At 73.6% G+C, this 12,734-nt stretch carries 11 protein-coding genes; 5 read left to right on the top strand and 6 right to left on the bottom strand.

The window, feature by feature from the left end:
* Positions 1 to 22: 22 nt before the first annotated feature.
* The 5 genes from R2E43_RS08015 to R2E43_RS07995 all read right to left on the bottom strand — a co-directional run bounded on the left by R2E43_RS08015 (position 23) and on the right by R2E43_RS07995 (position 5,104).
* Complete coding sequence (locus R2E43_RS08015) at positions 23 to 634, bottom strand: GTP-binding protein (protein WP_016327591.1); 612 nt, start codon at positions 632 to 634, stop codon at positions 23 to 25.
* Entirely contained in the window at positions 621 to 980 is a 360-nt protein-coding gene (locus tag R2E43_RS08010; RefSeq protein WP_003972854.1) for a DUF742 domain-containing protein, read from the bottom strand. Before R2E43_RS08010 ends, R2E43_RS08015 begins: the two co-directional genes overlap by 14 nt.
* Before the next feature lies 1 nt (position 981).
* Entirely contained in the window at positions 982 to 1,401 is a 420-nt protein-coding gene (locus R2E43_RS08005) for a roadblock/LC7 domain-containing protein (RefSeq protein ID WP_003972853.1), read from the bottom strand.
* Positions 1,398 to 4,022: a sensor histidine kinase gene (locus tag R2E43_RS08000; RefSeq protein ID WP_332056060.1), complete on the bottom strand. Its 2,625-nt coding sequence runs from the start codon at positions 4,020 to 4,022 to the stop codon at positions 1,398 to 1,400. Before R2E43_RS08000 ends, R2E43_RS08005 begins: the two co-directional genes overlap by 4 nt.
* A gap of 68 nt (positions 4,023 to 4,090) precedes the next feature.
* Positions 4,091 to 5,104 (bottom strand): substrate-binding domain-containing protein, encoded by a 1,014-nt coding sequence (locus R2E43_RS07995; protein ID WP_011030629.1) that lies wholly within the window; start codon positions 5,102 to 5,104, stop codon positions 4,091 to 4,093.
* 355 nt (positions 5,105 to 5,459) lie between these two features.
* Between R2E43_RS07995 and cprB the strand changes: the two genes are divergently transcribed.
* From cprB to R2E43_RS07975, 4 genes are all read left to right on the top strand, one after another.
* The gene (gene cprB / locus R2E43_RS07990) at positions 5,460 to 6,107 is read left to right on the top strand and encodes a transcriptional regulator CprB (protein WP_011030630.1); all 648 of its coding nucleotides are present in this window, start codon (positions 5,460 to 5,462) and stop codon (positions 6,105 to 6,107) included.
* Positions 6,108 to 6,397: 290 nt separating this feature from the next.
* Positions 6,398 to 7,615 (top strand): damage-control phosphatase ARMT1 family protein, encoded by a 1,218-nt coding sequence (locus R2E43_RS07985; RefSeq protein WP_319125233.1) that lies wholly within the window; start codon positions 6,398 to 6,400, stop codon positions 7,613 to 7,615.
* Between the two features lie 138 nt (positions 7,616 to 7,753).
* Entirely contained in the window at positions 7,754 to 9,934 is a 2,181-nt protein-coding gene (gene cyc2, locus R2E43_RS07980; protein WP_332056059.1) for a germacradienol/geosmin synthase Cyc2, read from the top strand.
* Between the two features lie 83 nt (positions 9,935 to 10,017).
* Positions 10,018 to 10,659: a PDZ domain-containing protein gene (locus R2E43_RS07975; protein WP_191850512.1), complete on the top strand. Its 642-nt coding sequence runs from the start codon at positions 10,018 to 10,020 to the stop codon at positions 10,657 to 10,659.
* Here R2E43_RS07975 and R2E43_RS07970 read toward each other — a convergent pair.
* A complete protein-coding gene (locus R2E43_RS07970; protein WP_016327595.1) occupies positions 10,652 to 11,407 on the bottom strand; it encodes a metallophosphoesterase in 756 nt (251 codons plus the stop codon). The two genes, R2E43_RS07975 and R2E43_RS07970, sit on opposite strands and share 8 nt — an antisense overlap.
* Before the next feature lie 184 nt (positions 11,408 to 11,591).
* Here R2E43_RS07970 and R2E43_RS07965 point away from each other — a divergent pair, with 184 nt between their 5' ends.
* Positions 11,592 to 12,722 carry an aminopeptidase P family protein gene (locus tag R2E43_RS07965; protein WP_003972844.1) on the top strand — a complete coding sequence of 377 codons (1,131 nt, stop codon included), beginning with the start codon at positions 11,592 to 11,594 and terminating at the stop codon, positions 12,720 to 12,722.
* The last annotated feature ends 12 nt before the right edge of the window (positions 12,723 to 12,734 follow it).

The raw sequence follows: 12,734 nt of genomic DNA, 5'->3' as shown, positions 1-12,734 counted from the left end.
TGAGACGCCTCGCCACGACCCGCTAGGACGCCGCGGCCCCGGCCGCGGCGTCGATCAGCTGGTCGATCAGGGCGATGAGGACGTCCCGGCTGGAGGTCCGCTCCCGCGCGTCGCACAGCAGCACCTGCACGTGCTCCGGCAGCGCGAGGGCCTCGCGGATCTCCGCCGCCGGGTACGGGTGCCGGCCGTGGAAGCCGTTCACGGCGACGACGAACGGAATGCCCCGCCGCTCGAAGAAGTCGATCGCGGCGAAGCTCGACTCGGGCCTGCGGACGTCGACCAGGACCACCGCGCCGAGCGCCCCGATCGCCAGGTCGTTCCACATGAACCAGAACCGCTGCTGGCCGGGCGTACCGAAGAGGTACAGCACCACGTCCCGGCCGATGGTGATCCGGCCGAAGTCCAGCGCCACCGTCGTGGCCCGCTTCTCCTCGATGCCGGCGAGGTCGTCGACGTCCAGGCCCGCCGCGGTCAGCGGTTCCTCGGTGCGCAGCGGGGCGATCTCGCTGACCGACCCCACCATGGTGGTCTTGCCGACGCCGAAACCGCCCGCGATCAGGATCTTCACCGCCTCGGGCGCGGTGGAGCGTGCGGATGCCGTGGGCGTCTCGGCGACGCGCTCAGAGCCGGCCAAGGCCGTCCCTCACTTTCTGCAGCAGGTCCAGGTCGTCGGTGGCGCGGGAGACCGGGTGCGGCGGCCGGGCGGTGATGCGGCCGGCTTCCAGCAGGTCCGAGAGCAGGATGACGACCACGCTCACCGGCAGGTCGAGACGGGCCGCCAGCTCCGCCACGGCCATCGGCTCGGCGCACAGCCGCAGGATCCGCAGGTGCTCGGGCTGCGGCCGCGCCGCCCGGGAGGGCTGCGGGTCGATCGCGGTCACCGTCGTGATGAGGGTGAAGTCGGCGCGGCTGGGCCTGGTCCGGCCGCCGGTCAGGGTGAACGGCCGCACGAGCCGGCCCGCAGCGTCGCCTCCGGTCACGTCACTCGCCGGGGCCGGCGGTGGCCCGCGGTGCCGCGCTCAGGTGCTCGCCGATCTTCTTCACCAGCATGTTCATCTGGTACGCCACCACGCCGACGTCGGCGTTCGGCCCGGTGAGCACGACCAGGTGCGCGCCGGGGCCCGCGGAGGTGAGTATCAGGTAGCTGTTGGCCATCTCGATGAGCGCCTGGCGCACCGGGCCGCCCCGGAAGTCCATGCTGACGCCCTTGCTGAGGCTCATCAGACCCGACGCGGTAGCCGCCAGCCGCTCGGCGTCGTCCCGCAGGAACCCGGTGGACTTGCTGACGACCAGGCCGTCCTCGGAGAGCACCACGGCCTGGTTCACGTCGGCGACCCGCTCCACGAGTCCGGTGAGCAACTGGTCCAGCTCGGTGTGCGTGGCGGGGGAGGGTCGGGTCATCGCGTGTCCTTCGTGGGCGGTCGGCGGTCGGCGGTCGGGGTCGAGTGGGCGGCGGAGGAGAGCGCGTGCCCGTCGGTGGCGCGGTCGTCCGCGCCACCGACGCCTTCGGCCGCCTCGTCTGCTTCGTGTGCTGCGCGCGGGTCGGCTGCTTCGTCCGCGTCGTCATCGGTGTGGGCCCGCAGCGTGCCGCGCTGGAAACCGGCGAGGGACGACGCGGCGCGCTCGGCCGTGAAGTCGGCGTAGGCGTCGGCGGCCGCGTGGTCCGAGCCGTCCCGGCGGCCGCCCGGATCCTCGTCGCGCAGTTCGGCGGCGAGGCTGGTCTGCGGTACCCGGCGGGGCAGCGGCGCCAGTCCGCCGCGCCCGTCGGAGGCGTCGTGCGCGGAGGCGCCGGAGTGGCCGCGGGGGGAACCCGCCCCGGCTGCGGCCGGGCCCGCGGGCGCCGGCCGGGACGACCGTACGGGGCGCACCGGCCGGGGGTCGCCGGACGGGTCCCCCGCCACCGAGGCCGTGGCGGACCGCCCGGCCGCGGCGCCCGGGGCTGCCTGGCCGGTCTCGGTGCCGGTGACGCTGCCGGTGCCGATGGCCGGGCCCGCCGGGTCGGCCGAGTCGCGCGCGGTGGGCGCGGCGACCCAGGGGGCCCGCGCGCCGTTCGCCGCGGCACCCGTGCCGTCCGCCCCACCGGCCGGCTCCCGCACCACGATGTCGTGCGGGATCAGCACGATCGCCGTGGTCCCGCCGTACGGCGAGGGCCGCAGCGTGACGGTGATGCCGTGCCGGTGCGCGAGGCGGGCCACGACGAACATGCCGAGCCGCAGGTCGTCGGCGAGCGCCACCACGTCGAACTGCGGGGCCACCGCCAGCTGGGCGTTGAACGACGCGTAGTCCTCCTCCGACAGGCCGAGCCCGCGGTCCTCGATCTCCACGGCCAGGCCCTTGGCCACCAGCGCCGCCCGCACGCCGACCGGGTTGGGCGCGGGGGAGTACGCGGTCGCGTTGTCGATCAGCTCGGCCAGGAGGTGGATCACGTCGGCCACCGCGGGCGGGGCGAGGGCCACCTCCTCGTCGGCGTGCAGCTCCACCCGCTGGTACTCGGCGACCTCGCCGACGGCACTGCGCAGGATGTCGACCAGCGACACGGGCTCGCGCCAGGTGCGCCGGGGCTGCTCGCCGCTGATGATGACGAGGTTCTCCTCGTAGCGCCGCAGCTGACTGGCCGTGGAGTCCAGCTCGTACAGGCCCTTGAGGATCTCGGGGTCCGTGTGCTCCCGCTCCAGGGCGTCCAGTTTGCCGAGCTGCATGTTGACGAGGTTCTGGCTCTGCCGCGCGATGCCCAGGATGACCTTCTGGAAGCCGCGCCGGGTGTCGGCGAGTTCGACGGCGGTGTGCACGGCGGTGCGCTGCGCCGTGTTGAACGCCTGCGCGACCTGGCCGAGTTCGTCGCGCCCGTAGTCCAGCGGCGGGGTCGCCGACTCCACGTCGACCGTCTCGCCCCGTTCGAGGCGGGCCACCACGTCGGGCAGCCGCTCCTCGGCCAGGCTCAGGGTGGCCAGCCGCAGCCCGCGCAGCCGCCGGGACAGCGAGCGGGTGATGCGCCAGGACATCACGATGCAGAGCAGCAGGGCGATCAGGCCGCCCGCGCTGAGGACACCGGCCTTGATCAGCAGGCCCCGGGCCTCCTCGGCGCTGCGGTCGAGGAGCCCGTCCGTCTGCTGCCGGATGAGCTGCCCGTACTGGGTGGAGATCTTCTCGAAGGCGGTGATCCAGCGCTGCCGTGCGTCCGGCAGGTCGATCCGGTCGCCCCGGCCCGCCGAACGGGCCTCGAGCACCTGGTCCTCGACGTCCTGCAGGGACTTCCACTCGGAGCTGGCGAGGATCCGCTCGGTCTGGGTCTTCGCACTGCCGGTCAGAGAGGGGACGATCTGGTCCTGCACCAGCCAGCGGCGGGTGTGCACCAGCTGGGCGAACCGGGACCACTGCTCCTCGTCCATCCGGCCGGACGGCCAGGCCAGGGTGAGCCGGGCGTCCTCCTGGGAGACCAGCTCGGCGGCGTGCTCCAGGGCGACCAGCGGGCCCGCCTGGGAGGTGAGGTCGCCGTCGTCGACCTGGGAGAGCTCCTGGAAGGCGTGGATCTGCTCGTCGACGATCGAGGTGTACTGGTCGAGCGCCTGCTCGGCGGTGATGTCGCTGGGGTCGTCGACCTGGTTGCGGTAGTACTCCAGGCTGCCCACCGAGCCGAGCACCGAGTACAGCCGGTCCGAGACCCGGGTGGGCGCGCTCTCGATCGCGTCGGACTGGCCGACCAACTGCGCGACCGCCGCGTCCGTCTTCTTCCGCTGCGCGTCCAGTTCGCTCCGGTCGCCGTCCGGTGCGGCCAGCCAGGCGGCCGACAGGCTGCGCTCCTTCTGCAGGGCCAGGGTGGCCTCGGTGCCCATGGCGCCGGTGTCGCGGCTCAGCTGCGTCTGCGCGCGCAGCCGCAGGCCCTCCGAGAACATCTGGATCGTCGTGACGCCCCACACGGCCGCGAGGGTGACGCCGGGGACCAGGGCCAGGAGGATCAGGGAGAGACGTATGGAGCCGAGGCGGCGCCGGGCACCCTTCTTCCGTGACTTCCGTGCAGGCATCGTCGTCCTAGGCGATCAGTGGGGCGGGGTGGCGGGGGTGCGGAGGTGTCGGCGGCCGCGGGGCCCGGTCACCGGGTGCCGCCCGCGGCGAACTCGGCGACCGAGTCGGCGTTGGTCCGGGTCACGAACGCGGGGCCGGTCAGCACGGGGGCCACGCCGCCGCCGCTGACGTTGCCGTTGGTGCGGTAGAGCCAGAGCGCGTCCACCGCGAGATAGCCCTGCAGATACGGCTGCTGGTCCACGGCGAACTGGACGTCCCCGCGTTTGACGGCGGCCACCAGGTCGTTGTCGAGGTCGAAGGTGGCGACGTGGGCGTCGCTGCCCGCCTCGTCGACCGCCTCGACCGCGGTGAGGGCGAACGCCGCGCCGTTCATGACGACTTCGTCGATGCTGGGGTCCTGCCGCAGCCGGGCCGTGACGGCCGCGCCGACCGCCTTCATGTCGGTGCCCTCGACGTAGAGCATCTCGGTCTCGCCGCCGAAGGTCTTCTTCACACCGGCGCAGCGCGCCTCCAGGGCGACGTTGCCGCGCTCGTGGATGACGCACAGGGCGTGCTTCGCCCGGAGGTCGTCCAGCTTGTCGCCGACGGCGCGGCCCGCGACGCTCTCGTCCTGCCCGAAGTACTCCAGGAGCCCGGTGGACCGCCAGGCGTCGATGCCGGAGTTGAGGCCGACCACCGGGATCCCGGCCGCCTTCGCCTCGGCGACCGGTGCCTTCATCGCCTGCGGTTTGGCCAGGGTCACGGCGATGCCGTCGGCCTTGTCACGGATGGCGTCCCGCACGAGGTCGGCCTGGTCGGCGGTGTCGGCGTCCCCGGCGTAGGTCAGGTCGACGCCGTCCTTGGCGGCCGCCGCCTCCGCGCCCTTGCGCACCCGGTCCCAGAAGGCGTCGCCCTCACCGCCGTGGGTGACCATGACGATCTTCATCCGGTCGCCGCCGGACCCGCCCGCGGCGTCCGCCGCCGAGCCGTCCTCGTCCCCGCCGAGGGCGGAGCAGCCGGCCACCAGCAGGCAGACGGCCGCGGTGAGGGCCGCGGCGCGCGCGGGTCCGGGGGAGTGGGTGGGCGGGGGAGCTGTACTCATGGGGGCGGGGGCACCTCGCTGTGCGGCCGAGCAGGAGGAACGGGACGGGCCGGCCCGGAGCCGCGGGTCAGTGCGCCAACCGGGTGAAACTCGCCTGGCCGGAGCAAACCGTGTGTGACCGCTGGTAGTCAAGTGACCAGCGAACTGCTCTGAGTTGTCGGTGCCGCATCGTGATGAACGGGGGTGGCGAAAGCGGGCCGAAGCGGAATGCCGGGCGGTATGCCCGGCGGCGTCCGTGGGCGCCCGGGGCGCCGGGAAGCTGATCTGACGGACAGTTAGCCGGTGGGTTATCGTGTGCCGGGGGTAAAGGCAGGCGGCACGGTCTGTTGAGTTCCAGCCCGGGAGAATCCAGCCGATGGCGAGGCAGCTACGCGCCGAGCAGACCCGCGCGACGATCATCGGTGCGGCGGCCGACCTGTTCGACCGCCGCGGCTACGAGTCGACGACCCTGAGCGAGATAGTCGCCCACGCCGGGGTCACCAAGGGCGCCCTGTACTTCCACTTCGCGGCGAAGGAAGACCTCGCGCACGCCATCCTGGAGATACAGTCCCGCACCTCCCGCCGGCTGGCGAAGGACCTGGACGGGCGCGGCTACTCCTCGCTGGAGGCGCTGATGCGCCTCACCTTCGGCATGGCCCGGCTCTGCGTACAGGGACCGGTGCTGCGGGCCGGGCTGCGGCTCGCCACCGCGGGCGTACCGGTACGGCCGCCCCTGCCGCACCCCTTCACCGAGTGGCGGGAGATCGCCACGTCCCGGCTGCTGGACGCGGTGCGGCAGTCCGACGTGCACCAGGACATCGACGTCGACTCCGTCGCCCACACCCTCGTCTGCTCCGTCGTCGGCACCCGCGTCGTGGGCGGCACCCTCGAACCGGCCGGGCGCGAGCCCCGCCGCCTCGCGGAGATGTGGTACATCCTGATCCGGGGCATGGTCCCGGTGACCCGGCGCGCCCGCTACGTCACCCTCGCGGCCCGCCTGGAACAGGAGACGGGCACGGCCTGACCGTCCGGCGCGGGGTCGCGCCCGGGCCGACCGCCCGGAATGGGGTCGCGCTCGGCCCGATCACCTGGCGCGGGGTCGTGCCCGGGCTGATCGTCCGGCGCGGGTCGCGCTTGGGCTGACCGTCCGGCGCGGGGGTCGCGTCCCGCCCGATTGCCCGGCGCGGGGTCGTGCTCGGCCCGATTGCCCGGTGCCGGGCGTGTGCTCGGCCCGATCGCCCGGAACCGGGGACGCGCTCGGCCCCACCGCCCGGAACCGGGGACGCGTGCGGTCCGACCGGTACGGTGACGCGCATGGCCGACACCCCGTCCGTGACCGCCCCCGTCATCCTCGGCGACGAGCCCGGCTCCTTCCCGCACGGCGTGCTCGCCGAGCGGCACCCCGCCATCGTGCGGCAGGTGCGGGACGCCTTCCCCTTCGGCCCCGAACGGCTGCGCGCGCTCGACGCGTTGCTCGCGAGCTGCGCCGACGGCGTGGTCGAGCCGCTGCCCGCCGACGCCGACCCCACCGGCCGCGACCGGGACCGCTGGGCGCGGTGGGGCATGGACGCGTACGCGGGACGCTCCTGGTACGACGTGCCCTGGCTGTGGGCCGAGAGCCACTTCTACCGCCGGCTCCTCGACGCCGTCGGCTACTTCGGTCCCGGCGCCTGGCAGGGCGTCGACCCCTTCCGGCCCGCCAAACTGGCCGAACTCGACGCGCCGGAGACGGACGCGGAGCTCGCCGCGCTCGACGGTCTCGACGAGTTGCCCACCGAGGAGCGGACCCGGGCGCTGCTGCACGGCTCGCTGTGGGGCAACCGCGCCGACCTGGGCTTCCGCCTCTCCGACCGGGGCGCCGGCACCGAGGGCGCGGTGGAGGCACTCGTCGCCGACGACAGCGACGCCCTCTGGTCCCTGTTCCCGGCCCCCGGCACGGGCCCCGCGGAGCGGGGTCCGGCCACGCTGTGCCTCGTCGCCGACAACGCGGGCCGCGAACTCGTCCCCGACCTGCTCCTCGTCTCGCACCTCCTCGCCGAGGGCCGCGTCGACCGGGCCGTCCTGCACGTCAAGCCGTACCCGTACTACGTCTCCGACGCCACGCCCACCGACGTGCTCGACGCCCTGCGGCGGCTGGTCGCGGCGGGCGGCGCGGCCGCGGCCCACGGCGAGCGGCTCTGGACCGCGCTGACCGACGGCCGCGTCACCGTCCGCGCCCACCCCTTCTCCTGCGCCCCGCTGCCCTACGCGGACATGCCCGACGACCTGCGCGAGGACTTCGCCGCGGCCACCGTCACCGTCCTCAAGGGCGACCTGAACTACCGGCGCCTGGTGGGCGACCGGTGGTGGCCGCCGACCACCTCCTTCGCGCGGGTCACCGCGTACTTCCCCGGCCCGGTCGCGGCGCTGCGCACCCTGAAGTCCGACGTGGTCACCGGGCTCGACGCGAAGACCGAGGCCGCGTTGGACGCGAGCGGCGAGCGGCGCTGGCGGACGAGCGGCACGCACGCCCTGATCCAGGTCAGGAGCTGAGAAGGAGCCGAGAAGGAGCGGCGGGCAGCCGAGGGAGAACGGCGGGAGAAGTTCCCGCATTCCGGGCTGATTCACGCGATGGTGTGATCATGTGCGGCCCGGCGGATGCGGTCGAAGGGCCCTGGGTAGGGCCGGGCCATGACGCAACAGCCCTTCCAACTCCCGCACTTCTACCTGCCGCACCCCGCACGGCTCAACCCGCATCTCGACGAGGCCCGCGCCCACTCGACGACGTGGGCGCGCGAGATGGGCATGCTGGAGGGCTCCGGGGTCTGGGAGCAGTCCGACCTCGAAGCCCACGACTACGGCCTGCTCTGCGCCTACACCCACCCCGACTGCGACGGGCCGGCGCTCTCCCTCATCACCGACTGGTACGTGTGGGTCTTCTTCTTCGACGACCACTTCCTGGAGAAGTACAAACGCAGCCAGGACCGCCTCGCCGGCAAGGCCCACCTGGACCGGCTCCCGCTGTTCATGCCGCTCGACGACGCCGCCGGGATGCCCGAGCCGCGGAATCCGGTGGAGGCCGGACTCGCCGACCTGTGGACCCGCACGGTGCCCGCGATGTCGGCGGACTGGCGCCGCCGCTTCGCCGTCGCCACCGAGCACCTCCTCAACGAGTCCATGTGGGAGCTGTCCAACATCAACGAGGGGCGGGTCGCCAACCCGGTCGAGTACATCGAGATGCGCCGCAAGGTCGGCGGCGCCCCGTGGTCGGCCGGGCTCGTGGAGTACGCGACCGCCGAGGTGCCCGCCGCCGTCGCCGGGACCAGGCCGCTCAGGGTGCTGATGGAGACGTTCTCCGACGCCGTGCACCTGCGCAACGACCTCTTCTCCTACCAGCGCGAGGTCGAGGACGAGGGCGAGTTGAGCAACGGGGTGCTGGTGCTGGAGACCTTCTTCGGCTGCACCACCCAGGAGGCCGCCGAACTGGTCAACGACGTCCTCACCTCGCGGCTGCACCAGTTCGAGCACACCGCGTTCACCGAGGTGCCCGCCGTCGCCCTGGAGAACGGCCTGACCCCGCCGGAGGTCGCCGCCGTCGGCGCGTACACGAAGGGCCTCCAGGACTGGCAGTCCGGCGGCCACGAGTGGCACATGCGTTCCAGCCGCTACATGAACAAGGGGGAGCGGCCCCTGGCCGGCTGGCAGGCGCTGACCGGGCCCGGCACCTCCGCGGCGGACGTGGGAGCACTGCTCGCCGACGCGGTCGCCCAACGGGCCCGCTCCTACACGTACGTGCCCTTCCAGAAGGTCGGCCCGTCCGTCATCCCCGACATCCGCATGCCCTTCCCGCTGGAGCTGAGCCCCGCCCTGGACGGTGCCCGGCGGCACCTGTCCGAGTGGTGCCGGGAGATGGGCATCCTCAGCGAGGGCGTCTGGGACGAGGACAAGCTGGAGAGCTGCGACCTTCCGCTGTGCGCCGCCGGACTCGACCCGGACGCCACCCAGGACCAGCTCGACCTCGCCTCCGGCTGGCTGGCCTTCGGCACGTACGGCGACGACTACTACCCGCTGGTCTACGGCCACCGCCGGGACCTCGCCGCCGCCCGGCTGACCACCACCCGCCTGTCGGACTGCATGCCGCTCGACGGCGAGCCCGTCCCACCGCCCGGCAACGCGATGGAACGCTCCCTGATCGACCTGTGGGTGCGCACGACGGCCGGTATGACGCCCGAGGAGCGGCGCCCGCTGAAGAAGGCCGTCGACGACATGACCGAGGCCTGGCTGTGGGAGCTGTCCAACCAGATCCAGAACCGTGTCCCCGATCCCGTGGACTACCTGGAGATGCGGCGCGCCACCTTCGGATCCGACCTCACCCTGGGCCTGTGCCGCGCCGGACACGGCCCGGCGGTGCCGCCCGAGGTCTACCGCAGCGGCCCCGTCCGCTCCCTGGAGAACGCGGCGATCGACTACGCGTGCCTGCTCAACGACGTCTTCTCCTACCAGAAGGAGATCGAGTACGAGGGCGAGATCCACAACGCGGTCCTCGTCGTGCAGAACTTCTTCGGCGTCGACTATCCGGCCGCCCTGGGCGTCGTGCAGGACCTGATGAACCAGCGCATGCGCCAGTTCGAGCACGTCGTCGCGCACGAACTCCCCGTCGTCTACGACGACTTCCAGCTCTCCGAGGAGGCGCGGACCGTCATGCGCGGCTACGTCACCGACCTGCAGAACTGGATGGCCGGCATCCTCAACTGGCACCGGAACGTCCCCCGTTACAAGGCCGAGTACCTGGCGGGACGCACCCACGGCTTCCTGCCGGACCGGATCCCGGCCCCGCCCGTGCCGAGGAGCAGTCCCGCACTGACGCACTGACGCGCTGACGGACGTTCAGTCTCACTCTTTCGTGGCTCGTCACGGGCCGGTGCGCCGGGTAGAGCACCTGCCGGAGGCGATCCATGGAACAGACAGCGTTGCGTCCCAAGCCGATGCCCGGCCGGGATCCGGGGCCCGGCACCGAACCCGACGGTGCCCGGCACCCCCACACCGGCCGTCGGCGCCGCCGGCGGCTCACCACCCTGCTGCTCGGCGTGCTCGCCGCGGCCGTACTGCTCCTCACGGGCGTGGGACTCGGCACGGTGGGCGCCACGGTGATCGGCATGAGCAAGCTCGCCGAACTGCAGCAGCGGGCCGCGGCGCAGGGCCCGGGCGGGGCCGGAGGGGCCGGAGGAGCGGGAGAGCAGGGGGCCACCGGGACGGCGACGGGCACCCGGGGCGCCCCGGCGCACCCGTCGGCCGGTCCGTCCGCCGGCCGGTCCCCCTCCCCGGCACCGGCCGGCGCGACCCTCGGGGTCGAAGCCGTGGACGACGAGAAGCCCGGGGCCCGGGTCGTCGGCGTCCACGTGCCGGGCCCCGGGTACGCGGCGGGCCTGGTGCGGGGCGACGTACTGCTCGCCGTCGGCACGACCCGCGTCGACTCGGCGACCGACCTGGCGCACGCCGTGGCCAGCGCCGGGCCGGGCAAGGAGGTCAAGCTCACCGTGCGCCACCGCAGCGGCGGCTACCAGCAGCTGACGGCCGTACCGGGCGTCGTCACGTGACCGTGCGGAAGTGGCTCGTGAGCCGTCCGGCGTCGTCCAGCACGTGGAAGGCGAGCCCGACCGGCGCGTCCCGGTCCGCGACCTGCTCGCCCTCCCAGGGCAGCCGCAGCGTCCACGTCACCCCGGGTCCCACCACCAGCGGCCGCCCGGCGAACACGGTGGCCGCGGGCGAGTGCGCGTGCCCCGTGATCAGCCCGGCGATCCCGGGCCTGCGCTCCAGCAGCGCGGCCAGGCGCTCGGGGTGGCGCAGCCGGTAGGAGTCGGGCAGGGGATGGTGCACGGGCGTGGGCGGGTGGTGGAAGGCGAGCAGGGCCGGAAGGCCGTCGTCGAGACCGTCGAGCGAGGCCTCGATCCAGTCGTACGTCTCCCCGTCCAGCTCCCCCTCGTCGCTGCCCGGGATGCTGGAGTCGCACATCAGGACGGCGCCGCCGTCGAAGACGTGCACCTCGTTGGCGGGGCCGTCGGCGGCGGGGCGGCCGAGCAGGGCCTTGCGGTAGGGGGCGCGGCTGTCGTGGTTGCCCGGGCAGGTCAGTACGGGGAACGGCGCGGAGCCGTCCCGCAGGCCCAGGACGCGGGCGGCCTCCTCGTACTCCGCCTCCGTGCCGTGGTCCGCGATGTCCCCGGTGACCAGCAGCGCGTCCACCCGCCCCGGCAGCCGCCACAGCCTCTCGCGCACCCGCTCGGCGCGCTCCGTCGCCCGCGGGCTTCCGTCCAGGTGCAGATCGCTGATGTGCGCGAGTACGAGCACGGTGTCGGCCTCCTCCGGGCGCCCGGACCGCGACACCCCCGATGTTAATGCTTGAGTGACATACAACCATTAGTCGTCAGGGTCGATCAATCCCAATCGGCTCGCGTCGCCCCCGTCCTGCGGGCAGGATGCTGCCCGTGGTCCCTTCCCTCCTCCGCCCACTCTTCCGCCCCGGGAGGCCCGGATGACCGGCAGCAGCCCCGCCGCTTCCTTCACCGCCGACGACTACCGGGCCCGTATGGAGCGCGCCGCCCGGGCGGCCGCCGACGCCGGCCTCGCCGGGCTGCTGGTGGCCCCGGGCCCGGACCTGGTGTGGCTCACCGGCTACGCGCCCACGGCGGACACCGAACGGCTTACCCTGCTCGTCCTCGCCCCGGACCGCGACCCCGTGCTCGTCGTCCCGACGCTCGAGGCCCCCGACGCGGCGAAGGCGGCCGGCGCCCCCGCCCTGACCCTGCGCGACTGGACCGACGGCAAGGACCCCTACGCGGCCACCGCCGCCCTCCTCGACGGATCCGGACGCTTCGGCATCAGCGACAACGCCTGGGCCATGCACCTGCTGGCGCTCCAGCGCACCCTGCCCGACACCTCGTACGCCTCCCTCACCGAGGCGCTGCCGATGCTCCGCGCCGTCAAGGACGCGGCGGAGCTGGAGCTGCTGGCGGCGGCGGGCGCGGCCGCGGACGCCGCCTTCGAGGAGATCCGGCGGGTCCGCTTCGGCGGGCGCCGGGAGTCCGAGGTCGCCGCCGACCTCGCCGACCTGCTGCGCCGGTTCGGGCACTCCCAGGTCGACTTCACCATCGTCGCCTCCGGACCCAACGGCGCCAACCCGCACCACGAGGTCGGCGACCGCGTCATCGAGGACGGCGACATGATCGTCCTCGACTTCGGCGGCCTCAAGGACGGCTACGGCTCGGACACCTCCCGCACCGTCCACGTGGGCGCACCCACCGACGAGGAGCGCCGGGTGCACGACCTGGTCCGCGAGGCGCAGGAGGCCGGCTTTTGCGCGGTGCGCCCCGGCGCCGCCTGCCAGGACGTCGACCGGGCCGCCCGCGCGGTCATCGCCGGCGCCGGGTACGGCGAGTACTTCATCCACCGCACCGGGCACGGCATCGGCGTCACCACGCACGAACCGCCGTACATGATCGAGGGCGAGGAGCGGCCCCTGGTGCCCGGCATGTGCTTCTCCGTCGAGCCCGGCGTCTATCTGCCCGGCCGGTTCGGGGTACGCATCGAGGACATCGTCACCGTCACCGAGGACGGCGGCAGGCGGCTCAACGACACCACCCGGGAGATGGTCGTCGTCGAGTGACCGGTGACGGAC

It is taken from the genome of Streptomyces violaceoruber (assembly GCF_033406955.1).
In the GTDB taxonomy this organism is placed as follows: domain Bacteria; phylum Actinomycetota; class Actinomycetes; order Streptomycetales; family Streptomycetaceae; genus Streptomyces; species Streptomyces violaceoruber.
This window is presented reverse-complemented; position numbering and strand designations above follow the sequence as displayed.